Genomic DNA, 25,646 nt, shown 5'->3' with positions numbered 1-25,646 from the left:
AATTACGATTTTGATTAAAAAAAATTCACTTTTGTGCATTTAGATACTAGTCGAATCGGAAAGAGCTTGATACATTTCTTGCTAAAGATCACCAATTTTCAGTTGGTATATCAAAGTCATTGATGGGGAGTGCAAGATGACAGATTCAAATGATTATGATGATAATTCAGAAGACAGCGTTGTAGATGATGATGAGGCAAAAGCTGCCGAAAAAGGTGCTGCTGCTAGTGATTCTACCGTAAGTGATTCTGATCTTGCCGAGGCTGAAACTTTGACAGTAACAGCTAAGAAAAGACAACGTGAAGCCCTAGAAGATGAAGTGGCTGCATTTTTGGCACGTGGTGGAAAAATAACAGAAGTTCCACCAGATGAGTCTGCTGAATAGTCATAAAATTTTAAAATGAAGCATCACACTAGTGGTGCTTTTTATTTGGAAAAATGAGGTTGGATAATGCTTAAAATTTTAGGGCGTGCTGATTCAATTAATGTTAGAAAAGTCCTGTGGCTATGTGATGAACTGAATTTAGCGTATGAACGAGAAGACTGGGGACGAGGGTTCCAATCTCCAAGATCACCTGAATTTATACACTTGAATCCAAATGCAACCATTCCTGTTCTTATTGATCAAGAGTTTGTTCTTTGGCAGTCGAATAGCATTATTCGTTATTTAGCGAATCAATATACTGGGGAAAAATTGTATTCAGAGCATCCTCAAAAACGGGCGTTGATTGATCAATGGATCGATTGGCAGGGCATTGAACTGAATAACAGTTGGACTTATGCATTGATGCATTTAGTGCGAGATTCACCATTGCATCAGGACAAGATTCAAGTGGAAAATAGTATCCAAGCTTGGACAAAAAATATGGAAATATTGGATGCTCAGTTAGGAAAGACCCAAGCCTTTGTTACAGGCAATGAGTTTACACTAGCCGACATTCCTATTGGTCTATCTGTTCAACGATGGCTACTCACACCACTTGAACATCCAGTTTTAGACAATGTTCAAAAATACTATGATCTACTCAGTCAACGACCTGCCTATCTCCGTTGGGGAAATAATGGTCAGAATTAATAAATGTTTACATCATAAATTATGTAACAAGTGGCTGAGTTTTTTTAAACTCAGCCACTTTAAAGATACGATTTAATTCATTTTTAGCCTGAATAGCTCAGAATTTAGTCTTCTTTTTGTGTTAATTCTAAAGCACGTTGATACGCAACTTTCTTTTTAATCCCAGTTAAATCTGCAGCCAATTGAGAAGCAGCTTTTACGGAAAGGTCTTCAAGTAAACGATTAAGTAGCTTATCGAGTTTCTCTTGATCCATATCTTTTTCTTCTGGTGCACCACCAATCACTAAAACAATTTCGCCTTTTTGTTGATGGTGATCATTTTCGATAAAAGTCACCAATTCACCCAAAGTCATTTTTTTAATGGTTTCAAAAGTTTTGGTAATTTCACGTGCAAAACCAACAGGACGATCCGCCCCAAACACTTTCGCCATATCTTTTACGCTATCTAAAATACGATGTGGCGCTTCATAGATAATCATGGTTTGGGTTTCATGTTGAAGCTTCTCGAGCTGAATTAATCGTTGAGATTGTTTCGATGATAAAAAGCCTTCAAAACTAAAGCGATCGCTGGGTAAACCGACCGCACTCAATGCCGCAATTGCAGCACAAGCACCAGGTACAGGAATCACACGAATACCATTCTCTTGCGCAGCACGAACTAATTTAAACCCCGGATCACTGATTAATGGTGTACCTGCATCACTCACCAAAGCAATGTCCGCACCATTTTTTAGTTTTTCTACAAGTATATCAATTTTGTTACTTTCATTATGATCATGACACGCTGTGAGCGGAGTTGATATATTATAATGCTTTAATAATTGAGCAGATTGACGTGTATCTTCTGCCGCAATAATAGAAACAGACTTTAATACTTCAATAGAACGAAAAGTCATATCATCTAAGTGCCCAATTGGGGTCGCTACGACAAATAATTGAGCACTCATAAAGGTCTCCATGAAAAATAAATTAGTATTGAACAGTATAAAAAGAGTGGCGCTATTGGGAATAGTTGGATTTGCCGTCCAACTTCACGCAGAGATTCTGGTCATTTTACCTGAAACAGGCCCTATGTCGCGAGCTGGATTAACGATTAAACAAGGAATATTGAATGCTTCACAAGCATCAAAAAATGAAATTCCGTTGAAATTCGTCAATTCTGATCAAATTCCGATAAAATCAATTTTAAAGAAAGAGGTCAATAAAAAGACCGAGATGATCATTGGACCATTGGCGAGACCAGATGTTGAAGTTTTGGTGAGTACAAAACCTAAAATTCCTGTTTTAGCGCTAAATGAAGTATATCAGTCTGATAAGAATGTGTGGCAATTCAGCCTGTCCAAAAATGATGATGCTTTGGCGTTATTAGACTTTATCCAAAATGATAAAGTGACGAAACTCTATATTGTTCGTGAAAAAGGTACAGAAACCGAATCCATTAACTTCCTCAATGCACTTTTTTCTAACTTCTCTGGTGAGGTTGATCCTATCGATGAAATGCCTAAAGTCATTGGAAGAAATGAGGGGATATTGTTGCTTGGAACCAATAATTGGTTGTCGAGTATACCTCGACTACAGGAAAAGCGTATTTATACACAAGCCATTGCAATCGAAGAACAAAAGACTTTACCAAAAGGCATGAAGTTCTGTGATGTTCCTGCAATTTATGAAAAAGAGTGGAAAGAGGTCGTTAAGGCAAATAAAGAATTACCTAAATCTCTAGCGTATCAACGATTGTACGCATTTGGTGGCGATGCATGGTATATCGCGCAAAAATTTGTACTTGACCCACAAATTAAAACATTAAGCTTCAATGGTCGAACGGGTAAAATTAAAATTGATGGAAATCGTGTTGAACGTATTCCACAATGCTTTGAACGTTCAAAAGCGAATTTGGTGCCTTTGTATATGTTCTTCGAAAGATCGAAAGATGTGAAATAGTTAAATTAGTTTGAAATGACGATTTTTTCTCTCGGAGCGTGGGCTGAACATGAGGCAGTCGAACTACTGATTCAGCATCATTATGAAGTTGTAAAATTGAATTATTTTTCACGTTTTGGTGAAATTGATATTATTGCTAAATTAGCACAAGATCTGGTATTTGTTGAAGTGAAAGCAAGAACACCCACTCAGATGGGGCATGCTTTTGAAGTGGTGAGTTTATCTAAACAACGGAAAATGTTGAAAACAGCACTGCTATTTTTACAAGAGTATCCACAATTTGCACAATATTATTGCCGTTTTGATGTAATTGGTTTTGATTTACATCATAAAATTGCAAAAAACGTACAGCCAGACCTGAGTAAAATCTCTTATGATCTATCTTGGATTGAAAATGCATTTACTTTAGATGCAGACTTGATTAATCTGTGATGTATATTTAGGCACAGTTATTTAAAAAATAAGATATTTTCCAGCATGTTAACAATATAAAAGCATTGTTATACAGGCTAAAATCAATAGGAGTCTTGCTGAGTGTTAAAGCGTATTGTCATCACCATGATGTGTGTAGCAAGTTTGTCTGGTTGCGCAAGTTTTATATCCGGTGGTACAGGTTCTGCACCAGTCGGAACAGAAAGTGGTGTGAGATCTTTAGGGCAAGTTTTTATTGATTCTTCTATTGAACGTACTGCTAAAATTAACTTATATAAATTAGATGTTCGCTTTAAGCAATCGCGAGTGAATATCAATAGTTTTCATAGTAATGTTTTACTCACTGGGCAAGTTCCAGATGCACATTTAAAACAATTGGCTGAAGATAACTTACGTGCAATGAGTGATGTTAAGACGGTACATAATTATATTACTGTCGGTAGCCAAATTGGTTATAGCACCATTATGCAAGATGCTACAGTGACTGCAAATACACGTGGTTTGATCATGAAAGCGCCTGTAGTTTCAGATAATAAGGTTCTTGTACATACTGAAGATGGGGTGCTATACATATTGGGTCGTTTGAATAATGCTGAAGTTAATGATTTAAATGATGTTTTACAAAAGGTTGGCAATGTGACTAAAATTGTGACTTTGATTGATAATATCGAACAAGCCAATAATTCACTTCAGCCTTCAGCTTTTACAGCACCGGTAGTCGGCAATGTGCAGCAACCTGATGTACAAACACCAGTTGCAATTGATCCGAATGCGGCAGAGCCATCAAATAATGTTATTCAGCAGTAAATTACAGCCTTTAAAAAAGAAACTCCTTAAACAGTTTGATGTATTAAAGTCGCAGTACCAAGATTTTCGTTTATACGATTTAGGCAGCATTACGATTAATGGATTAACTCCGAAAAAGGGTTATTCCATTAAACACAATGTTGCTTATGGTTTGAAAGCAAGACAGCGTTTAGACCTCTATGTTTCTAATCAAACTCAACTTAAGCCATTAATTGTCTTTGTACATGGTGGTGCGTGGAGTCATGGTGATAAGACAGCGTATAAATTTGTTGGTGAGGCATTTAGTCGTTTTGGTTATGATGTTGCAGTGATGAATTATCATTTAGCACCAACACATAAATTTCCAAGTTATATTGATGATCTGGCGATTGCTTTAAACTTTTTGGAGCAACAACAGTCTCGATTGGGGATTTCAACGGCAAAAATTGCCTTGATTGGGCATTCAGCTGGTGCTTTTAATATTGCCTCCTTACTCTATCACCCGCAACATTATTCATTGGCGATAAAGCAAAATATTAAAGCATTAATTGGCATTGCTGGGCCTTATCATTTTGATTATAAAGGTGATCCATTAGCAGAAGATGCTTTTGATCAAGCTGTACCCTATCAACAAGTGATGCCTTATTATTTTGTCGAAAAGAATGAGGTGAAACATTACTTATTCTTGGCACAGAATGATCAAATCGTGAAAGATACAAATTCTTTGGACTTTAAACAGCAGCTTATTGCACAAGGTAATCATTGTGAAATTGTGACTATTCCCAAAACAGGTCATATTTCAATTATGGGTAGTGTCTCAAGCCTGTTTAGTCGCTTCTTTAAAACACGTTCTGAGATTATTCAAATTTTGGATCGTGAAATGAAAAATCCCCAATAAATTGGGGATTTTTTTGAACATTATTTTTTGAGTAATACATTCATTCTTGATGCATAGGTGTATTGTGAATGACATGTTCAATCATGGCATGTGCAATACTACCTGAGAATGGTGTTTCAGGTAGATTATCAAATTTAAAGAAATGTGCATCACTAATTTCTTCTTCTTGCAGTACGATTTCACCTGATTCATATTCAGCTTTAAACGCCAGCATGAGATTGCTTGGAAATGGCCACGGTTGGCTAGAAAGATAGGTGACATTTTTAACTTTTAAACCAACTTCTTCCAAAGTTTCTCGTTTTACAGCTTCTTCAAGTGTTTCCCCAACCTCAACGAAACCTGCAATCAGTCCATACATACTGCCTTTATTTTTCGCATTTTTTGCTAAAAGAATTTCATCATCGCCACGGGTAATCACAGTGATAATACAGGGTTGTACGCGTGGATACTGATGATAACGACAAGCAGGGCAAACCATAGCATATTCAGTAGGATGGACTTCTGTTTCATGCCCACAATGGCTACAAAATTTATGATTTCGACGCCATTCAAGCAGTTGTAAAGCTCGACTGGCTTGTTCAAATTCAGTTTTTGTCCATTGTGAGATCAACTGACGAATCGGAATAAGTTGGTAGCCTGCCGGAATTTGATCTTCAATAAAAAGATCTCGGGCAATGATTTGATCACCCGAGTTAAAGCTAAGATCATTTGCTAACTTTTCAACTTTAGGAAGTTGTAGGTTTTCATCCACCAACAGTTGATGATGGTGGAAGATATAAGCAAGTGATAGTTCTGAATTTTGGTCAGACATTAAGCTACCGTTTTTAAGTTTTGACTACTTGTTGGTGCGACATCAAACATTTTCTGCAAAACAGGTTGTTTGTTTTGTAGGTTTTCAATCATCATATCTGCACTTGCCAAGACATCGAGAAGTTTATTAACTTGTTCTTTGTTCAATACTTGCTCTTTCTCTAAGCTTTTTTGAACAAATTCAGCAGATTGAAGTAGAGCTTTTTGACCATCACGTGCTGCAAGGAAGATCAGCGCACCGCCGATTTCGCGGAATTGCGATGGAATAGATTCTAGATTGGTCTGTGGTTCTTGTAGGTATTGCACCAGTGATTGCGCACTCAAATCTACCAAGGCTTTCGTTTCAGTCAGTAGGGCATCATGTGCCTCATCTAAACGATCTAAAGAAATTTGTAAATTATTCACTTTAAGCTGTAAACGATTCGAGGTGTAGTTTCGCTCAAGAATACCAATAGAATTCATCGCAGAAAGAATACTATTCATCAGTTGTTGCGCATAGTTTTCATCTTTTAGCATATTGTCTTGAGAAAGAAGATCAGCTTGTTGTTTCAGTTCAATATATGCTTCGTTCAAATTCAAGACCTTAAACACATGTGCAAGATCAGTCAGTTTAGTTTTCAATTCTTGAGTTTTTTCATCACTCATATTTTGATAGTTAAACTCAATATCATTACGAATCTGTGACATTTCATCTGTAATGAGCTGGCTGATGCTATGCACAGTATTGAAATCAGGGCCATACAAATGACGGCTAAAAATTTGTAGTTGTGTATCTGTGAGAATATCTTCACCAATATTGATTTGATCACGGATATGTTGTGAAATTTCATCTTCTTGGCTAATACAAAGACTCAGTATATTGGCTAAATCAGTTAATGATGCTTTGAAATCATTTTGATTTTTGAAGAAAGTTGAAATATTAGTTTCAATACTGATTAAGGTTCTCAGGCGTGTATCATTGAGAATTAAATTGTCAATTTGATTGAAGGCTACAGAAGTTAATGCCCAATATTGAGCACTGGTTTGGTCTTTCGCTTCATTGGCAAGATATGCACCGACCAGTTTAATTGCTTGTAAATCTAATTCAGTTTCTTGTTGTTTCAGAAGTTTATGCAAACTGAGTTTATACAGTTTATGCACATAAACTGATTTTTCCAATTCTGGAGGTTGTGGCAAAGTGAAATTCGGTGTTACACAGTCAAGAAGTGGTGCAATCGCTTGCCCTTCAGGTGTGAGTTCTAAACCTAGAGCGAGTTCTAAACGATTCAGTGTGTCGTGTAAGAATTGAGGTACCTTGACTTCACGTAAACAAATAAACTCGATATAGCGTTTGAGCATGGTTGTCCCTTCGCTCAATGCAATCACATTTTGGGTATTTACTTCACGTGGATTTTGCATGATTTTGCGCATCAATAATGCCGCAAGCTCGGTAATTTTTGCGACTTGTGGCATATCAATTAACATCAGTACATGGGCACATTGTTCAAATTGAAGTAATGCATCATCAATACCAAAAGGTAATGTTTGATCTTCAACTAAACTACTGACAGCAGATTCTACTTGTAAAATTGAATTATCAACTTCTTTTTTAATAATTAGTAATGCTGTCGGATCAAAATGTATAGAGGTTTGGTAAGACATTGATCTGCACCTATCCTGGGTATCTAAATGTTCTATATCGAGCTCTCAAAGAAGTTCGATTTTCTAAGTTTAATATAGCTGAAGAACAGAATCTTTACATAAAAAAATAATGATTTATGTCAAAAATTATTTTGCAAAAATGCAAGCTTCCCCATGCTTTTCTTGGAATTGTTTGATCCAGTTATCGTGCGCTTCAAGTTCTTCAGCTGAAGCTAAAATAACAGGAACTTCGATTTCGATTTTTTGTCGTGCGGTATTCCCCAAAGCTTGTTCAGTATGTTCAGAAATTGCATCCATGTCAAAGGATACTTGTCCACCAGTCATTGCCAAGTAGACGTCAGATAAAATCTCTGCATCGAGTAATGCACCGTGGAAGGTACGGTCACGTTGCGGAATTTCATAACGACGCACTAATGCATCCAAAGAGTTTTTCTGTCCTGGATGTTTGCTTTTCGCCATTGCCAAGGTATCTGTCACTTCACAGACTTCAGACAGTGCTTGTAAACCACTGCGTTTGAACTCCATATCTAAGAAGTTCATATCGAAGCTTGCGTTATGCGCAATAATTTCACTGCCTTTTAGGTAGTCAAAAAGCACTTGTGCAATTTCATCGTATTTAGGTTTATCTTTTAAGAATTCGTCTGTAATACCATGGATGGCTTCAGAGTCACCTACAGGTTTTTCAGGATTGATATAAATATGAATCGAACTACCTGTGAGTTTACGATTGATCATTTCAATCGCACCGACTTCGATAATACGGTCACTATCCTGATAGTAGAAACCAGTGGTTTCTGTATCGAGAATAAATTGACGAGATCCATGTAATTTTATGGTTGCAGGCGTAATGAAGATTTGTGGGTGAATATTCGTTACTACATGAAGTGTTTCGTTCTGTTCGATATCTAAGCCCATGACTTGATCATTCACCATATTGTTTTCATTATCAACTTGAACAGCTGCTTGTTCGTCAACTTGCAGATTTTTCTGTAACATATTTTTTGTTGACTGGTTTTCTTCATTTGACATCATTTCATCCTCAGAATCTACGAAATCAAAACCAAAAGGGTCATCTAGTAACCAATCTTTTTCAATTTTTTTTTTATCATTTTCTATAGGGTTCTGTTGTTCAATCGAATCTTGCTGACTGCCAGTTTTTGGACTAGTTGTAATGGAAGTTGTCGTTTTACCTGCAAGTCTTTGCTCAGTACCTAAGTTGGCTAACTGATCTGCCATCTCATTACCTGGATGTCCTGCATGTCCTTTGATCCAATTCCATTCAATTTCACGACCTTGGCATGTAGCATCTAACTTTTTCCAGAGATCTGGATTTTTGACATCTTTCCAGTTTTTCTTTTTCCAACCTTCGATCCACTCAGTAATACCACGTTTAACGTAGTTAGAATCTGTCCAAATGATCAATTTTTCAGAAATAGGGCAAAAAGCAATACCTTCGATGGCTGCGGTAAGTTCCATACGATTATTGGTTGTGTCTAACTCGCCACCACATAGTTTATGTTCTTCATTTGGCGTGATGATATATGCTCCCCAGCCACCAGGACCAGGATTGCCTTTACAAGCGCCATCGACATAAAGGGTGAGTGTTTGCGACATAGATATAACCAATGAAAGTGAATTAAGCGTTGAACATCGTAGGTGAACAATTTATTGTATACGCAAATCGGCGTTTTCTACGCATGAACAGAGATTTTTTTAATTTCTTGTAACATTTGTATGCAATAAGCATTCAAATTTTGCCTTGTATGCGCGTATAGCTCTACTAAAATGGCAAAGATAAAATAATTTACTAATATGTTGTTCGGAACCCTTATGTTTAAACCTACCACAATGGTGTGGCAACCTACTGCGTCTGTTTTCTTTAAATTATCATTATTAACATCTGCATTCGCGGCACTAGGTTTGACTGCTGGGTGTTCTTCTACGCCAACATCGTCAAAAGTTCAAACATCAACCGCAGGAATGTTGGATGCGAATAGTTTAGATTCGCTCGAAGATTTACTTTCTGCAACAGATATGCGTGCAGTAGAGGGTGATCGTTTACTGATCTTAAAGCATGGTGATGTTTGGAAACGGATGTCTGTCGGTTTTAAAATGAATGAAGACCGCTGGGATCCGAGGATTGATGCACAGCGGAGTTGGTTTGCTGCACGTCAACCTTATATTGACCGCGTGAGTGCGCGTGCATCACGTTATTTATACCACACTGTAAAAGAAGCAGAACGTCGTGGTTTACCAACAGAATTAGCTTTATTGCCAATTATTGAAAGTTCTTATGACCCTGCTGCGACGAGTAGTGCGGCAGCAGCGGGGATGTGGCAGTTTATTCCAAGTACAGGGAAAATTTACGGATTAAGACAGACCAGTTTATATGACGGACGTCGTGACGTAGTTGAGTCTACCCGTGCAGCCTATGAGTTCTTAGGAAGTTTATACAATCAATTCGGCTCTTGGGAATTGGCTTTGGCTGCTTATAATGCAGGACCAGGTCGTATTCAACAAGCGATTAACCGTAACCAAGCTGCGGGTTTACCTACAGATTATTGGTCTTTACGTTTACCACAAGAAACAATGAACTATGTGCCAAGATTCTTGGCTGTAGCGCAAATTATTAAAAGTCCTTCTAAATATGGTGTTTCTTTACCGCCAATTGCCAATCGTCCACACTTTAGAGAAGTGGCTGTACCACCTGGTGTGCAATTGAATCAAATTGCCTCGATTACTGGATTAAGTCGTGCTGAACTGTATGCACTGAATCCAGGGCATCGTGGTGAAGCAGTTGATCCAAATAGTACTTTACGTGTATTAATTCCTGCTGATTTAAGTCCAACCATTGACAGTAAGTTAAAAGCACTTAAATCAAGCTATGATGGCGGTTTATGGGCGAGTAATAATAGTCCATCGACAGCAACACAAACCTTGTCTCCTACAACGGTTTCTGGTGTTACTCAATCTATTACCCCTGCAAAAGCGGTTCCACCAGTCTTAACAAGTAATCCTAAACCAACGACATCTTATTCATCGTCGAGTTCAGCCAGTCCGTTAAGTGTTTTAAAAACAACACCATCGAATGCTGATGCTTTAGCAAAATTTGCGACCAATGCAGACATTCCAAGCGCACCACGTATTCCTGTGGCAGTGACGCCTGCTACGAATGTCAAGCCAGTTGCGATTGAACCACCAATTTCAGCCAATGAAAAAGCGCAAATTCTTGCAGCCGTAAAAGCTGAAGGAGAGAAAGAAACAGTCAAACAAGTTTTAGAACCTCAAGCAACGCAAGCCGAGAAAGAAGAAGTTGTGAATGAGATTAAAGCCATTGCACCGCAAGGTACGGAAGTTTTAGATCCGTACGATGGCAAAATTAAGTTAACGGCAATTCAAACCAGTCAATCTGTTGCCAATGTACAAGGTAAGGAAAATACGGTTGGTTTTGCTTATCCAAAAGGTTTAGCGGATACAACGCCAGCCAATTCTGAAGAAGCAAAATTAAATAAAGATAAAAACTTTAAAAAGACTGACAGCGAAGTTGTAGTTGAACCACCAAAAGGTAAACGTAGTACTTACACTGTATTATCTGGTGATACTTTAGCGACGATTGCCTTAAAAAATGGTGTGAATTGGCGAGATATTGCCAAATGGAACCAAGTTGATCCAAATGGTACTTTGTTTGTTGGCGCAACTTTATATTTATATGATGCGAAACCTCAAGTTGATGCACCTACAAAAAAATCTACAGATACAGCACCAACAACCTATGTTGTAAAACCGAATGACAGTTTAACCAGTGTTGCAAACGAGTTTGATTTATCTGTTTCGCAATTGGCGAGTTACAATAACTTGACGACGAGTAGTAATTTATTTGTTGGGCAGAAGTTGAAATTGAAAGATTCTGCTGAAGATAAATTGTCTGAAATTAATAAAACTGTGGTTCGTGCAGATACATCTAAACCTGTTGCCAAAATCAAAACCAAGACTTATCAAGTTAAGCGCGGTGAATACTTAAAAGTAATCGCTGATCGTTATGCTTTATCTGTAAATGAACTTGCTGATTTAACCCCTGGACTCGATATTTCTAGGAGTTTGTATGTTGGTCAAAAAATTAATGTACCAGTCAATGAAGTAAAAGAAATTGATTCAAAACTTGAATCTAAAGTGGTTGATCAAAGTAAATTTAAAAATGTGAAAGCTGAAACTGAGTACAAGACTGAAAATTATAAAGTTCAGCGTGGGGATACATTATCCAGTATTGCAACTCAGTCTAAGTTAACACTTTCTGAATTGGCAGAGTTGAATAAAATTTCTCCGTCAAAAAGCTTACTTGTTGGACAGACGATTAAGATTCCAGAAGGAAGTACCACACCAGACAGTTACACTGTTCAAGCAGGAGATAGCTTAACCGCTGTCGCCAATAAATATGGGTTACAAGTCAGTCAGGTTGCAGATTTAAACGGTTTAAACACTACATCGGGCTTATTTGTTGGACAAAAGTTGAAACTCACAGGTACACCTGAACCAACAGTAAAAGATAAAGCACATTCTAAAAATGAAGTGAAAGCTCAAGCTGCAAGCAAAGATGTACATGTCGTGCAATCAGGTGAAACTTTGGCAAGTGTTGCACGAAAATATAAGCTACAGCTTTCTTATCTAGCTGATTTAAATGGTTTATCGCGTAATGCATCTTTGAATATTGGTCAACATTTGAAGCTAGAAGGTGAAACTGCGAAAACCAATCAAATTAAAGAAGCAAAAGATCGTGAAGATGTCAAAGCATCTGCCAAAACGGTTGCAAAATTGACAGGTAAAGACACTGAAAGTTATACGGTGAAATCAGGTGAGTCGTTGAATGCGATTGCAAGTCGTGTCGGTTTGTCTGTGCAAGAATTGGCTGATTTAAATGATCTAAAATCGCGTGCGGGTTTACAACGTGGACAAACCATTCGTATTCCAAAAACTGTATCGGATTACAAAGTGAAAAGTGGCGACTCTTTGATTCGTATTGCAAGTAAATATGGTATTGATTCAAGCGCACTTGCGGAAATGAATAATCTTAAACCTACAGCTTCTTTGCGTATTGGTAGCGTGATTAAAGTTCCAAGCCTTTAATTAACAGCTTATTCTAAATAAAGGAAATTAGGGGAATGTACCTAAATTCTATCTATGTAAGTCCAATCGGGCTTACATTAGGCTTGTGCATGGCAACGATGCATTTGCATGCTGCTGTGCAGACAACAGCTTATCTTGCCATTCACAATACACCTCATTATGCCAAGTTTCAGGCGATGCCTTATGCCAATATTAATGCCCCCAAAGGCGGTTATATCAGCACTTCCAGCTTAGGGACTTTTGATAATCTCAATAGTATGAATGGTAAAGGTAGTTCAACTGAAGGGATTAACTATCTGTTTGATACTTTGATGGATAGTTCTTTAGATGAGGCGGGCGTGCTTTATCCATTATTGGCAGAGAAAGTCACTTTTGATCCACAAAAAACCAATTTTGTGATTTTCCATTTAAATCCAAAAGCGCGTTTTAGTAATGGCACAGCAGTCACCGCTGAAGATGTTAAATTTACTTTTGATACGATTCAGAGCAAAGCCAATCTTGGTTTCCAAATGTATTTATCGGACTTAGCCAAGACCGAAGTTTTATCTCAAACCCAAGTTAAAATGACGTTCAAATCTGAACATAATCCAGATATGCCCCTGATTTTGGCTAGGATTGCGATTTATTCAAAAGCAGATTGGAAAAATAAAGACTATACCAAAGTCACTTTACAACCAATTTTAGGTTCAGGACCTTATTTGATTGATCAGATCGATGCGGGACGGAGTATTCGTTATAAGCGAAATCCAAATTATTGGGGGAAAGATTTAGCGGTAAATCGTGGGCGCTATAATTTTGATCAAATGAAGTTTGTTTATTATCGAAGCCCTGAGATTGCATTTGAAGGATTCAAGTCTGGACAGTATAGCTTTTACCAAGAAAAAAATGCACGGAACTGGGTCGCGGAATATCTATTCCCCGCAGTTAAATCGGGTTTGGTACAGAAATACACAGCGAAAATTGAAACACCAGCCCTCACACAAAGTTTGGTCTTTAATACTCGAAAAGCGCCATTCAATGATATTCATTTTAGACAAGCTTTAACCTATGCCTACGATTTTGAATGGATCAATAAAGCATTGCTCTATGGTCAAAATATTCGTCTGCAAAGCCATTTTCAAAATAGTGAATTGGCAGCGACTGGTGCGCCGAGTGCTAAAGAGTTAGATATTCTCAAACCTTATCTTCACCAACTTAATCCGCTACAACGTCAAGGCACGTTGAGCAATTGGAAATATCCAGTTTCTGATGCCAGTGGTTTTAATCGCCAAAATTTGTTGATTGCACGTTCAATTTTACTCAAATCAGGATACCAGTTTAAAAACGCACAATTGGTAGATCGTAAAGGGAATCCAATTCAAATTGAATTTTTAATTCATCAAGATGGTATACAACGAACACTGTTGCCATATATTCGCAATTTAAAAAAATTAGGCATCCAAACGACGATTCGTCAAGTGGACACGCCACAATATACGGAGCGCATGCGCCGTTTAGATTTTCAAATGACACCGATGAATATGCCACAGTCTTTAAGCCCAGGGGCTGAACAGGCGCAAATGTGGGGGAGTCAAGCGGCAGACGAGATAGGCAATTATAATTATTCAGGCATTAAAAATCCTGTTGTGGATCAATTAATACAGCAGATTATTCGTGCACCGAGTAGAGAGCAATTGGTACTACATACGCGTGCTTTAGATCGTGTTTTGAGAGCGGGTTATTACCAGATATTGACCTATGGCAATGATCAAAATTGGTATGCTTATTGGAATATGTATCGTCAACCTGATATTAAACCTAAGTTATCTTTAGGTTTAGAATATTGGTGGTCAGATTCTACTCAAACAAATAAAGTGGCTCATTATTTAAAAAATAGGTGATTTAAAAAGTTGATGATTTAAAATCATGGTGCTTTTCAATGAAATTTGTATAAATCAATGTTTAGAAGAATAATTGTGTATAGGTATTAATCAGCATCATTGGATTATTGGTGTTATAAAATAATACAATTATACAGTGCTGTAATGAGGTTATAAGGAACAATGTTTTAATGGGCAGATATATACTCAAAAGATTATTTTTGATCATTCCAACATTGTTCTTTGTGTTATTGATCAATTTTGCGATTACGCAAATTGCGCCAGGCGGCCCTGTTGAACAAGCGATTCAGCAAGCTGAAAACTTTCAAGGTGTTGATGGAACGACGGCGGGATTATCTACTTCAGTCAATCGTCAAGAATACCGCGGTGCTCAGGGATTAAGTGAGGAGATGGTCGATAAAATCAAAGCACAATATGGCTTTGATCGACCTGCGCATGAACGATTTTTTTTAATGTTAAAAAGCTATCTAACTTTTGATTTTGGAAACAGTTTTTTTAAAGATAAAGCCGTGACGCAATTATTATTAGAAAAAATGCCAGTCACGATTTCATTGGGCTTATGGAGCACCTTACTGATTTACCTGATTTCGATTCCACTTGGAATTAAAAAAGCCAAAAAACATGGTTTATTGTTTGATAAATCGACCTCGTTACTGCTCGCAGTCGGTTATGCGATCCCTGCTTTTGTTTTTGCAATTTTGTTGATCGTGTTTTTTGCAGGTGGTTCTTATTTTCAATGGTTTCCATTGCAAGGCTTTGTTTCTGAACAATTTCAAAGTTTCAGTTTATGGGGCAAAATTTTTGATTATTTCTGGCATATGACTTTGCCTTTACTGGCTATGGTATTGGGTGGTTTTGCCAGTTTGACTTATCTGACCAAATACTCGTTTATGGAAGAAATGGAACGGCAATATGTTTTAGCCGCACGCGCTAAGGGATTTGGGCAAAATTATGTGCTGTATAGACATGTATTTCGTAATGCAATATTGGTGATTCTTGCAGGTTTGCCTGAAGTGATTGTAGGCGTATTTTTTGTTGGCAATTTACTCATCGAAATTATTTTTAATTTAGATGGAGTCGGGTTACTTGGTTTTGAAGCAATTCAACAGCGTGATTATCCTGTTATTTTTGGGACATTGTTCTTTTTAACTTTGTTTGGGCTGGTTTTACGACTGATTTGTGATGTGATTTATAGTGTGATTGACCCTCGAATTGATTTTGAATCGCGAGGTGCGAAATAATGTCACCGATCCTACGCGCACGGTTAAAAAAATTTAAAAGCAATCGATTAGGGTACTTCTCTTTTATTTTATTTATCATTCTTTTTGTGCTCTCTCTCTCAGCAGAGTTAATCGCAAATGAGAAACCATTATTGGTGAAATATAATCAACATTATTACGCGCCAGTATTTAACGTCTATCCGGAAACAACTTTTGGTGGTGTATTTGAGACTGAAGCAGATTATCGTGATCCTGTAGTGCAGCAGCTCATTGACGAAAGAGGTTGGGCAATTTGGCCGATATTACGTTATTCCTATCAAACGCCAAATTTGGATTTAAGCGTACCAGTCCCATCGCCACCGACAACACAAAATTGGTTAGGAACAGATGATCAAGGGCGTGATGTTTTAGCACGTATTCTATATGGACTACGTATTTCATTACTCTTTGGACTTGTCTTAACGTTGTTTGCTTCGGTGATTGGAATCATCGTTGGTGCGATACAGGGCTATTACGGTGGATGGGTTGATTTAATCGGTCAAAGAATATTAGAAGTCTGGGGGGGATTACCGACTTTATTCATGGTGATGATTCTCGTCAGCATATTTACACCCAGTATTTATTGGTTATTTCTGATCATGTTGCTTTTCGGTTGGACAGGTTTAGTTGGCATTGTACGTGCCGAATTTTTAAAAGCCCGAAAGTTAGAGTATGTCAGTGCTGCACGGGCTTTGGGTGTGAGTGATCTGATGATTATGTTCCGACATATTCTTCCTAATGTCTTAAGTTCTAGTTTGTCGCAGCTTCCTTTTATGTTTACTGCAAATATCACTGCACTGACAGCTTTGGATTTTTTAGGCTATGGTTTACCACCAGATGCTGCTTCTCTAGGTGAATTATTATTGCAAGGGAAAAATAATTTAAACGCGCCGTGGCTGGCTTTATCTGGTTTTTTTAGTTTGGCTTTGGTGCTTTCATTATTGATCTACATTGGGGAGGCAACACGTGATGCATTCGATCCAAGACGCCAAAAATGATCCAAATTTGTTGCTCTCAGTTCAAAATTTACATATTGAAAATGAGCAAAAAACGGTATTGGTGGAAAACCTCAATTTTGATTTACATCGCTGTGAAACGGTCGCGATTGTAGGGGAAAGTGGCTCAGGGAAGTCGATTAGTGGTTTGGCACTGATGGGGTTGCTTGCTGAAAATTTAAAAGTCACGGGTCAAGCAGTTTACCATGAGCAAGATCTTTTACATCTAGATTCCAATGCTTTACTCAATATTCGGGGTAAAAAAATTGGGATGATTTTCCAAGAGCCCATGACAGCATTGAACCCTTTGCACAAAGTTGAAAAAATTGTAGGCGAAGCTTTGCTTTTAGAAGGAATGTCTAAGTATAAAGTCAGAAAACGTGTTTATGATTTACTCTGTGATGTGGGAATGGATGACCCCGAGGAAAAGTTAGATCGTTATCCACACGAGTTATCTGGCGGGCAAAGACAACGTGTTCTAATTGCTTCGGTATTGGCACAGAAACCCGAAATTATCATTGCTGATGAGCCAACGACAGCACTCGATGTAACGCTTCAATCACAAGTACTGAATTTATTACAATTGCTTATTCTCAATCACAATATGGCAATGATTTTAGTGAGTCATGATCTAAATTTAGTGCGTAAATATGCCAACCATGTGATCGTGATGAATCAAGGGAAAGTAGAAGAAAAAGGCGCGGTTAAAAATATTTTTAACAATCCTCAAGCTGAATATACCAAGTTTTTATTGAATCAAGATTTTGGTGAAGCGAATAAGTCAGATTCTGAAAACCATTTGGTTTTATCCTTGCATCGGGTAGGGGTTAAATTTCCGATTCAGCAGGGGATATTCAGTCGAAAAAATGAGTATTTCGTTGCTGTTGAACCAATAAATTTACGTTTACATCGTGCAGAATCCATTGGAATTGTTGGGGATAGTGGTTCTGGAAAAACCTCATTAGCATTGGCAATTGCGAGATTGATTGAAAGCTCTGGGAATATTGTCTTACTCAATCAAGATTTAAATCGTTTAAGTCAACGCAAACTTCGCCCATTACGTTCCAGTTTTCAGATCGTATTTCAAGATCCTTATAGTAGTCTGAATCCTCGCATGACTGTTGAACAGATTATCCGTGAAGGTTTGGAACTTCAGAAATTAAAAGAATCAGATATTATTATTCAAATGAATGAAATTTTGAATAAAGTTGAATTATCGATCACAGTGAAGCAAAAATATCCGCATGAATTGTCAGGAGGGCAGCGACAACGTGTGGCATTGGCTCGAGCGGTTGCATTAAAGCCACGATTGCTGATTTTAGATGAACCAACTTCAGCATTAGATCGAACGACACAACGAACAATTGTAAAATTATTGCGCCAATTGCAACGTGACTATCAAATCAGTTATTTATTTATTAGTCATGATTTACAAGTTGTAAAAGCTCTTTGTCAGAAAATTTTAGTGTTAAAAGAATCAAAAATGATTGAGTTTCAGGATACACAAGCCTTATTTGATAAGCCTTTGAACGATTATACAAAAAGATTAATCGCAGCTAGTCAATATTAATTCTGGGTCATTTCCTCAATATTCTTTTTTATATTCACTTACAAAGTTGACAAAATGCATTGTCAAAATTACTCTTGATTTAGGATAATATTAATTTAGAGTAAAAACTCTAATCACTAAAAAGAGATTTGATCATGAGCCATCTTGCACAATCATTCGATATAAAAAAGACCACATTTAAAAACCGCATCATCAAAGGTGCAATGAGTGAAGCACTTGCCAATCATGCAGGTCAACCGAATCATTTACATCTAGGTTTGTACGATGCTTGGGGCAAAGGTGGCTTAGGTTGTGCAATCACTGGTAATGTCATGGTGGATTTTCGTGCCAAGAATGAGCCAGGTGTTGTTGTTGTTGAAACTGAACGTGATTTAGCAAAATTGACTGAGTGGGCAAATGTCGGTAAAAAGCACAAAATGGTACAGTTAATTCAGCTTTCACACCCAGGACGTCAGTGTCCGCGTGGTTTAAATGCGGAAACTGTTGCACCGTCGGCTGTTCCTTTTAGTCCATTATTGGCTTCTACATTTGGTACACCACGTGCACTTGAAGAAAGTGAAATTTTAGATTTAATTCAGCGTTTTGCTGAGTCAGCACGTATTTGTGAAAAAGCAGGTTTTGAAGGTGTGCAATTACACGGTGCGCATGGTTATTTGATTAGCCAATTCCTTTCACCATTGACCAATAAGCGTACTGACCAATGGGGTGGTTCGATTGAAAATCGTATGCGTTTCTTATTAGAAATTTATAAAGCTGTACGTGGCAAAACTTCTGAAAATTTCATTGTATCCGTGAAACTGAATTCGGCAGATTTCCAACGTGGTGGCATCACTGAAGAAGAAGTGATTCAAGTGTTTAAAGCAATTGATGAAGCGGGTATTGACCTGATCGAAGTTTCAGGTGGTACGTATGAAGCACCTGCAATGGCAGGGGCGAAAGCTGATAAGCGTAAGGAAAGTACGATTGCGCGCGAGGCTTATTTCCTCGATTTTGCTGAGAAAATTCGTAAGGAAGTGAAGTGTCCGTTGATGGTGACAGGCGGTTTCCGTACCGCACAAGGCATGAATGCTGCTTTAGATAGTGGGGCATGTGAATTTATCGGAATTGCACGTCCTTTGGCTGTTGAAACCGATGTAACCAATAATCTTATTGCAGGGCGTGATGTACGTTATGCAGTTGAGCAAATTAAAACAGGTATTCCTTTTGTCGATAAAATGGCGATTATGGAAATTCTTTGGTATGCAGCACAATTCAAAGCGATTGGTGAAGGGAAGAAACCGAATCCTAAGTTGTCGCCTTTAAAAGTATTCTTTAATTATGCCAAGAATAATGTTAAAGCTGTGATTCAAGGTCGTGTCAATTCACGTAAGTCGGCTTGAAACATTGATGGATTAAAATCAAAAGCCATTTTTTAGTTGCAAAATGTATCAAAATTGCTCAAAAAGAAAGCGACTTGTTTCTGAGTTGCTCTTTTTGAGGATGAGTGACGTTTTTTAAATTAAATAAATTATTGAAAAATATAAACTATTTAAATTCAATTTCGCATAACGCCCATTATGTTAAATAGACTGAGATCTAGTAGTGTATCGAAGCAGTGTGTGAAATCGAAATCTCAGTCTATAAGGGAAAGCAATATTACCCTTTGTGTAGATACGATCTAGATACGTGGCTCCGAAGCGAAAATATTAGGAAGATCTGCAATACTTTAATAGGAGTTATTCGACTGCTCTTAGAGTAAGTTGAGTTCATTTCGGAGTGGGGGTAACCGTTGTTTATATTAAATATGGAATTATTTTTGGTAGCTACTTCATTGTTTTTTATAACAGATAGATAATATTAATTCCCTATAAATTTGCATGTCTATTATGAATCCTGTCGATGATAATCCTATGAAAAGCCCATCTGACCATCCAGAGTATAAAAAAAGTATGGAATGGTATGAGAATGCCCAAAATAATAATTTGACCCCACAACCTTGTGTAGCTGCTTGGATTGATATATGTGGCTTTGGATCTGAATTAGAAAAAGCTGGTTGGAGTCTTAGAGAATTACAAGATCAGCATTTATTAAAATTATTAAGTTCTGTTTATTTGAGGTTATCTAGTCCATTTTGGATAGGCGTACCGCCATTTCCATTTGAAACAACTCTTATTATAAATGATGGGGTTGCTAAAACAGTTGATTTAACTAATTTAGAACATACAGATGGAATCTTCATTTCGAAATATGTAGAGGAACTACTTATTGCTCATTATCATCTTTTGACGATCACAAAAAAATATAGATTAGGTGTTAGAACAGTCGTAGCTGGTGGAGAAAGAATCCAATACTCTTATAACGAAAAAACTGGATACTCTATATCCCATTATAATGCTGAACAGATTAGTCCATTTACAGAAAAAATGTTAAAACAGAATTACTTATATAACCCAGCTGAATTTCAGATGAATACGGCTTTTGCTAAGGCTTATTCAATTGACTCTCAAGGAACAAAAGCAGGATTTGTAGTAAATGGTTTTTTTATTGAAAAAGATTTTCTGAATAAATTAAGTAAAAGTACTCAGATAACAATTGAATATTTAGATAAAATGATTAAGATTTCATCCCATAAATTACCCTCTTTTGACATCGTTTATGATGAAATTATTCCTTTTGAGTTTAAAGGTCTTAAGACAGAGGTTTATAGGGTTGTATCAGCAATTTTTTACGAAGATGGCGAAAAATTCCTTTTTGATTTAACTAAAGCCTCTGATTAGTATTTCTAAAATTAACATAATACACCTTATGCGAAATCGGTTACGTTAATTATTTTATTTCAATAAGTTGTAATCCACAAAAAAGCCTAGTTTTCTTAAACTAGGCTTTTTACATGAAATTTCATTGTTTCACATAAATCATGATCAAGTGATTTAAAAACGATTTGTTATGAAGATCGTGCAGGCTTTTGAATTATCCCGCGATCACTGAATTGATGTCTATCAATCAGACAGTTAAATTTTGATAAATCACTTTTGTAAGAATAGAAACCACATCACTGTGATTTCTATTTATGATCATTACTGAAATTCAATAATGATTTACTCATATTTAAGCAAACTGGCCATTTTGAAAATCAACAAAAGCCTGCTGAATCTCAGCCTGAGTATTCATGACAAATGGACCATGCGCGACAATAGGCTCATTCAAAGGTTCACCATTCATCATCAATAACTTAGCATCTTGCAAACACTCAATTTCAACCTGATCAACATCATGATTTAAATAAAGTGTTTGTAGGTTGTGGAAAATCTGACCATCTACTTTCACTTCACCACTTAAAACAAAGATGATGTTATTCCACGTAGGATTTAACTCAAAATGCTGTTTGGCATCTTTATTTAGACGAATATCCAATAAATTGATCGGGCTAAAAGTCTGTGCAGGACCTTTAACAGTGCGATTACCATTTGAATATGTGCCTGAGATCACACGAATAATCCCTTGGTCATGTTCAAGTTGTATTTCAGGAATATTCTGTTCAGTTAATTCCTGATAACGAGGCTCCGTCATTTTGGCATGGCTTGGTAGATTGACCCAAAGCTGAATCATGTCCAAATTTCCACCTGTTTGAGCAAAGTTTTTGGAATGATACTCTGCGTGCATAATGCCACGACCCGCAGTCATCCATTGCACTTCATTTTTACCAATCGTGCCACTATTGCCTTTAGAATCATGATGTTCAAGTTCGCCATCATAAACTATGGTCACTGTTTCAAAACCACGGTGTGGATGCATCCCAACACCACGTTGATGTTCATCACTAGGACTGAAAAGATATTGTTCAGTATAACCCATGACCAAAAGCGGACTGGTTTGATTGCCCATTTCTTCCATAGGTAACATAGAGTTGGTCGGGAAACCATCACCTACCCATGTGCTACGGTTACTGGTATAGGTTTTTTCAATTGCATTCATATTTTAATTCCTCAAATTTATTATTTCGCTTAATTGTATTAATTGAGGTATAAATGCAGGATTACAGCGTAAATTAGACAACAGATTTTTCTAAAAATGGAACAATGATGCAGAATCTCAATGATTATTACTATTTTGTTCAAGTTGTGAAATATCAGGGCTTTACCAAAGCCAGTGAAGAGTTGGGTATTACAAAATCTAAGCTTTCACGCCGTATTTCTGACTTAGAAAGTCGTTTAGAGGTTCGTTTAATCCAGCGTAATACTCGTAAATTTGCGGTCACTGAGGTTGGACAACAGTTCTATGAACATTGTTTAAAAATCTTAGATGATGTCAATCAAGCCGAAAACTTTATTCAGCATACTTTGAGCAATGAACCTTCAGGTTTAATTCGATTGTCTTGCCCCGTAGCATTAGTGAATACGCCTGTAGGGGAAATGGTCGCAGAATATATGCACCACTATCCTGATGTTCAAGTTCATTTATTATCAACCAATCGTCGAGTGGATTTGATTGAAGAGGGGATTGATTTAGCCATTCGCGTGGTAAGTACGCCTTTGGAAGACAGTGAATTAATCATTCGTGAATTGGATGCATGGGAACATGTTTTGGTGGCATCTCCAGAACTATTCAAACATTATAACAAACCTTCGCATTTGGATGATTTAAAGCAATTGCCAAGTATTGGTTTTCAAACACCGAAACAAGTTTGGATGTTACAAAAGCGTACTGAACAGAATGTTTTTCATGATATTGAACATCATCCAAAACTACGCACAGACAATTTTCATGCGATGAAATCCGCCGTGTTAAAAGCGGTTGGTGTTGCATCATTGCCGAAGGTTTATGTCTATGAGGAATTAAAAAACGGAAAAATGATTGAAATTTTACCTGAATATTATTTACCTAAAGGCGTGATTTATGTGGTGTATACGTCTCGGTTAGGGATGTTGCCTGCGGTACGTAAATTTTTAGAATTTTTAATTGAACAATTTAAACAATTAAATCTCGACGAGATCAGCAAGCAGTGCCCTAAACATGATTAAGGCACTGGCATATAACATTATTTAATGTGCGCAGAATGCCATATTGAAGTATTCAAATAATTCAGGGGTGTTCAACCACAACAGCATCGACAATCCAAAAAGTAGAATCAGCCCCATCCAGATGCTACATTTTAGCCATGAAAATGTATTAGTCATCGACGACAGCCTCCTCGTTAACAAAGAAATGTACCAACACGCCAAGGACACTGAGCGCAATGGATAGCGCCCAAATGATATTGTAGTTCCCTGTTATATCATGGTTGAGACCACCAAGCCAGCCACCAAAGAAAGAACCTACTTGATGGGTAAAGAACACAATCCCACTGAGCATGGTCAGGTATTTGACTCCAAACATATTGGCAACAATCCCGTTGGTGAGCGGAACTGTGGAGAGCCATAAAATACCCATCACGATACCGAAGGCATAGACTGTCCAAATACTGAGGGGTAGCATTAAAAATGCGACGATGGCGACACCGCGTAAGCCATATAAGCCCATGAGTAGATGTGGTTTAGAATATTTATCACCGAGCCAGCCAGCCGCATAAGTTCCCACGATATTAAAAAGCCCGACCAGTGCTAAGAAGACAGTTCCTGTTGAAGCATCAAAACCATGATCGATTAAATATCCAGGTAAATGAATTCCCAAAAATACCACTTGGAAACCACATACAAGGAAACCCAAAGCAAGCCATAAAAAGGGTTTATGATTAAATGCGATTTTTAGAATTTCTTTGAAACTTAAGTTTGGACGAGTTGCTTGACTAACTGCATTGGGAGCGACATACATCGGTGCTTTTAACATCCACGCTAAAGGCACAATCAATACAACGAGAATTGCAGTGATGATGAGTGCAGAAGACCATCCAAAGTTTTTAATTAGGAGTAAGGTTGTTGGCAACATGATGAACTGACCGAAAGAGCCTGCCGCACTTGCGATCCCCATTGCCATACTACGTTTACTTGGATGAGCTGCTCGCCCAACTGCGGAAAGTAATACAGAAAATGATGTTGCTGATAATGCTAAACCGATAATCAATCCAACACTAAAATCAAGCAGGAGAGCATTTGAACTGATCGACATCAGTAATAGACCAATGGTGTAGAGCACACCACCGACTGCAACAACTTTCTTACTACCGTACTTGTCTGCCAAAGCGCCTGTAAATGGTTGTACAGCGCCCCACAATAGGTTTTGAAAAGCAATCGCTAAACTGAATACTTGATGACTCCAACCAAACTCATGACTCATTGGAACTAAATAAAGCCCGAAGCCATGACGTACACCGAGTGAAAGTGCTAAAATAAATGCACTGCCAATCAACATATAGATCAAAGGCTTAGAAAATTTTTGCTGTTGTTGCGTTGCTTCCATATATTACCTTTTATGTGACTGATACATTGTAAACTAAGCATTTTTAGACATTGTTGATAATCAACTGATGGTTTTTGAATAATAGGTAGGAATATTTTATGGAGCAATTCTGAAACTGATTATACAAAAATACAGTAAATAGATTATAATCATAATCTATAATAAAAATACATTTTTTTATTTGAAAAATGTACAGGCTCAAGCTGATTGGCTCAGTGAGTAAATGAAATTCTGATTGGGAATAGTGACTATGCCTCGTGTCTCAAAGCAATTAGCGCAAGAAAATCGTAAAAATATTGAAAATATATCTTCTCAGTTAATCCGTGATAAAGGTTTTTCTGTGAGTGTTTCTGATCTTATGAAAGCTGTTGGGTTAACACATGGCGGTTTTTATAAACATTTTCAAAATAAAGATGAGTTAATTGACATTGCTTGCAAAGATACTTTTCGGCAATCTGAACAAAAGTGGAACAGTATTATTGCGGAGACAGGTTCTGAACAAGAGGCGCTTAATCTAATTTTTACGCGATATTTATCTGAAAAAAATTTAGCAGATCCAGGAAAAAGTTGTCCTCTATCTTCTTTGTCAATGGATGTAGCAAGAGAAGAGGAGGGAAAGGCAGTCAAGCAAACATTTCATCAAGGTGTTGAAACTTTATTAAAAATTTTAACAACATTAAATGATCCTAAGCATGAAAATACTCAACTTTCAGAACAAGCGATTATTCAGCTCAGTTTATTGTCTGGTGCACTGACTTTGGCTAGATCTGTTGACCATGATTTGGCGTTGAATATTTTGGATACAGTCAAAGATTTTTTGATTCAATCTCAAACGACAGAATAACGGATGTTCCGCAGTAATA

General features: G+C 37.3%; 22 protein-coding genes. 15 read left to right on the top strand and 7 right to left on the bottom strand.

Translation table 11 applies throughout. The annotated features are described in order from the left end of the window. Nucleotides 1–136: 136 nt before the first annotated feature. Nucleotides 137–385, top strand: coding sequence for a hypothetical protein (locus tag EXE10_RS03020; protein ID WP_068974836.1), 249 nt, complete (start codon nucleotides 137–139; stop codon nucleotides 383–385). Nucleotides 386–451: 66 nt separating this feature from the next. After that, nucleotides 452–1,075, top strand: a complete 624-nt coding sequence (locus EXE10_RS03015) for a glutathione S-transferase family protein (RefSeq protein WP_130112312.1) — start codon at nucleotides 452–454, stop codon at nucleotides 1,073–1,075. Nucleotides 1,076–1,179: 104 nt separating this feature from the next. Here the strand turns inward: EXE10_RS03015 and rsmI are convergent, their stop codons facing one another. Then, a complete protein-coding gene (gene rsmI, locus EXE10_RS03010) occupies nucleotides 1,180–2,022 on the bottom strand; it encodes a 16S rRNA (cytidine(1402)-2'-O)-methyltransferase (protein WP_130112311.1) in 843 nt (280 codons plus the stop codon). Nucleotides 2,023–2,032: 10 nt separating this feature from the next. On the opposite strand from rsmI, the gene EXE10_RS03005 reads away from it, so the two are divergent. From EXE10_RS03005 to EXE10_RS02990, 4 genes are all read left to right on the top strand, one after another. After that, complete coding sequence (locus EXE10_RS03005) at nucleotides 2,033–3,016, top strand: penicillin-binding protein activator (protein ID WP_130112310.1); 984 nt, start codon at nucleotides 2,033–2,035, stop codon at nucleotides 3,014–3,016. Between the two features lie 15 nt (nucleotides 3,017–3,031). Then, nucleotides 3,032–3,448, top strand: coding sequence for a YraN family protein (locus EXE10_RS03000; RefSeq protein WP_130112309.1), 417 nt, complete (start codon nucleotides 3,032–3,034; stop codon nucleotides 3,446–3,448). Nucleotides 3,449–3,550: 102 nt separating this feature from the next. After that, nucleotides 3,551–4,255 (top strand): BON domain-containing protein, encoded by a 705-nt coding sequence (locus EXE10_RS02995; RefSeq protein ID WP_087552934.1) that lies wholly within the window; start codon nucleotides 3,551–3,553, stop codon nucleotides 4,253–4,255. Then, the gene (locus tag EXE10_RS02990; protein ID WP_068974842.1) at nucleotides 4,239–5,132 is read left to right on the top strand and encodes an alpha/beta hydrolase; all 894 of its coding nucleotides are present in this window, start codon (nucleotides 4,239–4,241) and stop codon (nucleotides 5,130–5,132) included. The genes EXE10_RS02995 and EXE10_RS02990 overlap by 17 nt, the downstream gene beginning before the upstream one ends. Nucleotides 5,133–5,172: 40 nt before the next feature. Here EXE10_RS02990 and nudC read toward each other — a convergent pair whose 3' ends face one another. The 3 genes from nudC to dnaQ form a co-directional block, all read right to left on the bottom strand. Further along, nucleotides 5,173–5,943 carry an NAD(+) diphosphatase gene (gene nudC / locus EXE10_RS02985; RefSeq protein WP_130112308.1) on the bottom strand — a complete coding sequence of 257 codons (771 nt, stop codon included), beginning with the start codon at nucleotides 5,941–5,943 and terminating at the stop codon, nucleotides 5,173–5,175. Beyond that, nucleotides 5,943–7,583 carry a chemotaxis protein gene (locus EXE10_RS02980; RefSeq protein ID WP_130112307.1) on the bottom strand — a complete coding sequence of 547 codons (1,641 nt, stop codon included), beginning with the start codon at nucleotides 7,581–7,583 and terminating at the stop codon, nucleotides 5,943–5,945. Before EXE10_RS02980 ends, nudC begins: the two co-directional genes overlap by 1 nt. 126 nt (nucleotides 7,584–7,709) lie before the next feature. After that, on the bottom strand, nucleotides 7,710–9,197 hold the full coding sequence (gene dnaQ / locus EXE10_RS02975) for a DNA polymerase III subunit epsilon (RefSeq protein ID WP_130112306.1): 1,488 nt from the start codon (nucleotides 9,195–9,197) through the stop codon (nucleotides 7,710–7,712). Nucleotides 9,198–9,413: 216 nt separating this feature from the next. Here dnaQ and EXE10_RS02970 point away from each other — a divergent pair, with 216 nt between their 5' ends. The 7 genes from EXE10_RS02970 to EXE10_RS02940 all read left to right on the top strand — a co-directional run bounded on the left by EXE10_RS02970 (nucleotide 9,414) and on the right by EXE10_RS02940 (nucleotide 21,164). Beyond that, a complete protein-coding gene (locus tag EXE10_RS02970; RefSeq protein WP_130112305.1) occupies nucleotides 9,414–12,704 on the top strand; it encodes a lytic transglycosylase in 3,291 nt (1,096 codons plus the stop codon). A gap of 35 nt (nucleotides 12,705–12,739) precedes the next feature. Continuing rightward, entirely contained in the window at nucleotides 12,740–14,584 is a 1,845-nt protein-coding gene (locus EXE10_RS02965; RefSeq protein ID WP_130112304.1) for an extracellular solute-binding protein, read from the top strand. Between the two features lie 170 nt (nucleotides 14,585–14,754). Then, complete coding sequence (locus EXE10_RS02960) at nucleotides 14,755–15,825, top strand: microcin C ABC transporter permease YejB (RefSeq protein WP_130112303.1); 1,071 nt, start codon at nucleotides 14,755–14,757, stop codon at nucleotides 15,823–15,825. After that, nucleotides 15,825–16,841: an ABC transporter permease gene (locus EXE10_RS02955; RefSeq protein WP_130112302.1), complete on the top strand. Its 1,017-nt coding sequence runs from the start codon at nucleotides 15,825–15,827 to the stop codon at nucleotides 16,839–16,841. The genes EXE10_RS02960 and EXE10_RS02955 overlap by 1 nt, the downstream gene beginning before the upstream one ends. Further along, nucleotides 16,813–18,408, top strand: coding sequence for an ATP-binding cassette domain-containing protein (locus tag EXE10_RS02950; RefSeq protein WP_130112376.1), 1,596 nt, complete (start codon nucleotides 16,813–16,815; stop codon nucleotides 18,406–18,408). The genes EXE10_RS02955 and EXE10_RS02950 overlap by 29 nt, the downstream gene beginning before the upstream one ends. Before the next feature lie 134 nt (nucleotides 18,409–18,542). Beyond that, nucleotides 18,543–19,787, top strand: coding sequence for an NADH:flavin oxidoreductase/NADH oxidase family protein (locus tag EXE10_RS02945; RefSeq protein ID WP_130112301.1), 1,245 nt, complete (start codon nucleotides 18,543–18,545; stop codon nucleotides 19,785–19,787). Between the two features lie 486 nt (nucleotides 19,788–20,273). Continuing rightward, on the top strand, nucleotides 20,274–21,164 hold the full coding sequence (locus EXE10_RS02940) for a hypothetical protein (RefSeq protein ID WP_130112300.1): 891 nt from the start codon (nucleotides 20,274–20,276) through the stop codon (nucleotides 21,162–21,164). 331 nt (nucleotides 21,165–21,495) lie between these two features. On the opposite strand, the gene EXE10_RS02935 is transcribed toward EXE10_RS02940, so the two are convergent. Continuing rightward, nucleotides 21,496–22,362, bottom strand: a complete 867-nt coding sequence (locus EXE10_RS02935; protein WP_130112299.1) for a pirin family protein — start codon at nucleotides 22,360–22,362, stop codon at nucleotides 21,496–21,498. Between the two features lie 107 nt (nucleotides 22,363–22,469). On the opposite strand from EXE10_RS02935, the gene EXE10_RS02930 reads away from it, so the two are divergent. Further along, complete coding sequence (locus tag EXE10_RS02930; RefSeq protein WP_130112298.1) at nucleotides 22,470–23,408, top strand: LysR substrate-binding domain-containing protein; 939 nt, start codon at nucleotides 22,470–22,472, stop codon at nucleotides 23,406–23,408. A gap of 21 nt (nucleotides 23,409–23,429) precedes the next feature. Here the strand turns inward: EXE10_RS02930 and EXE10_RS22050 are convergent, their stop codons facing one another. Further along, nucleotides 23,430–23,564 carry a hypothetical protein gene (locus EXE10_RS22050; RefSeq protein WP_264757108.1) on the bottom strand — a complete coding sequence of 45 codons (135 nt, stop codon included), beginning with the start codon at nucleotides 23,562–23,564 and terminating at the stop codon, nucleotides 23,430–23,432. Then, complete coding sequence (locus tag EXE10_RS02925) at nucleotides 23,557–24,783, bottom strand: MFS transporter (RefSeq protein ID WP_068973935.1); 1,227 nt, start codon at nucleotides 24,781–24,783, stop codon at nucleotides 23,557–23,559. The genes EXE10_RS22050 and EXE10_RS02925 overlap by 8 nt, the downstream gene beginning before the upstream one ends. A 250-nt stretch (nucleotides 24,784–25,033) precedes the next feature. Between EXE10_RS02925 and EXE10_RS02920 the strand changes: the two genes are divergently transcribed. After that, nucleotides 25,034–25,627 carry a TetR/AcrR family transcriptional regulator gene (locus tag EXE10_RS02920; protein ID WP_130112297.1) on the top strand — a complete coding sequence of 198 codons (594 nt, stop codon included), beginning with the start codon at nucleotides 25,034–25,036 and terminating at the stop codon, nucleotides 25,625–25,627. The last annotated feature ends 19 nt before the right edge of the window (nucleotides 25,628–25,646 follow it).

It is taken from the genome of Acinetobacter sp. WCHAc060033 (assembly GCF_004209125.1).
In the GTDB taxonomy this organism is placed as follows: Bacteria; Pseudomonadota; Gammaproteobacteria; order Pseudomonadales; family Moraxellaceae; genus Acinetobacter; species Acinetobacter wuhouensis.
This window is presented reverse-complemented; position numbering and strand designations above follow the sequence as displayed.

What these genes read in the sequence shown, in the direction of transcription:
- EXE10_RS03000 (WP_130112309.1), top strand. Translation starts at nt 3,032, where the DNA reads ATGACGATTTTTTCTCTCGGAGCGTGGGCTGAACATGAGGCAGTCGAA.
- rsmI (WP_130112311.1), bottom strand. Translation starts at nt 2,022, where the DNA reads ATGAGTGCTCAATTATTTGTCGTAGCGACCCCAATTGGGCACTTAGAT.
- EXE10_RS02970 (WP_130112305.1), top strand. Translation starts at nt 9,414, where the DNA reads ATGTTTAAACCTACCACAATGGTGTGGCAACCTACTGCGTCTGTTTTC.
- EXE10_RS02955 (WP_130112302.1), top strand. Translation starts at nt 15,825, where the DNA reads ATGTCACCGATCCTACGCGCACGGTTAAAAAAATTTAAAAGCAATCGA.
- EXE10_RS02930 (WP_130112298.1), top strand. Translation starts at nt 22,470, where the DNA reads ATGCAGAATCTCAATGATTATTACTATTTTGTTCAAGTTGTGAAATAT.
- EXE10_RS03015 (WP_130112312.1), top strand. Translation starts at nt 452, where the DNA reads ATGCTTAAAATTTTAGGGCGTGCTGATTCAATTAATGTTAGAAAAGTC.
- EXE10_RS02925 (WP_068973935.1), bottom strand. Translation starts at nt 24,783, where the DNA reads ATGGAAGCAACGCAACAACAGCAAAAATTTTCTAAGCCTTTGATCTAT.
- EXE10_RS02965 (WP_130112304.1), top strand. Translation starts at nt 12,740, where the DNA reads ATGTACCTAAATTCTATCTATGTAAGTCCAATCGGGCTTACATTAGGC.
- EXE10_RS22050 (WP_264757108.1), bottom strand. Translation starts at nt 23,564, where the DNA reads ATGACTAATACATTTTCATGGCTAAAATGTAGCATCTGGATGGGGCTG.
- EXE10_RS02980 (WP_130112307.1), bottom strand. Translation starts at nt 7,583, where the DNA reads ATGTCTTACCAAACCTCTATACATTTTGATCCGACAGCATTACTAATT.
- EXE10_RS03020 (WP_068974836.1), top strand. Translation starts at nt 137, where the DNA reads ATGACAGATTCAAATGATTATGATGATAATTCAGAAGACAGCGTTGTA.
- EXE10_RS02920 (WP_130112297.1), top strand. Translation starts at nt 25,034, where the DNA reads ATGCCTCGTGTCTCAAAGCAATTAGCGCAAGAAAATCGTAAAAATATT.
- nudC (WP_130112308.1), bottom strand. Translation starts at nt 5,943, where the DNA reads ATGTCTGACCAAAATTCAGAACTATCACTTGCTTATATCTTCCACCAT.
- EXE10_RS02945 (WP_130112301.1), top strand. Translation starts at nt 18,543, where the DNA reads ATGAGCCATCTTGCACAATCATTCGATATAAAAAAGACCACATTTAAA.
- EXE10_RS02940 (WP_130112300.1), top strand. Translation starts at nt 20,274, where the DNA reads ATGAATCCTGTCGATGATAATCCTATGAAAAGCCCATCTGACCATCCA.
- EXE10_RS02950 (WP_130112376.1), top strand. Translation starts at nt 16,813, where the DNA reads ATGCATTCGATCCAAGACGCCAAAAATGATCCAAATTTGTTGCTCTCA.
- EXE10_RS03005 (WP_130112310.1), top strand. Translation starts at nt 2,033, where the DNA reads ATGAAAAATAAATTAGTATTGAACAGTATAAAAAGAGTGGCGCTATTG.
- dnaQ (WP_130112306.1), bottom strand. Translation starts at nt 9,197, where the DNA reads ATGTCGCAAACACTCACCCTTTATGTCGATGGCGCTTGTAAAGGCAAT.
- EXE10_RS02960 (WP_130112303.1), top strand. Translation starts at nt 14,755, where the DNA reads ATGGGCAGATATATACTCAAAAGATTATTTTTGATCATTCCAACATTG.
- EXE10_RS02990 (WP_068974842.1), top strand. Translation starts at nt 4,239, where the DNA reads ATGTTATTCAGCAGTAAATTACAGCCTTTAAAAAAGAAACTCCTTAAA.
- EXE10_RS02935 (WP_130112299.1), bottom strand. Translation starts at nt 22,362, where the DNA reads ATGAATGCAATTGAAAAAACCTATACCAGTAACCGTAGCACATGGGTA.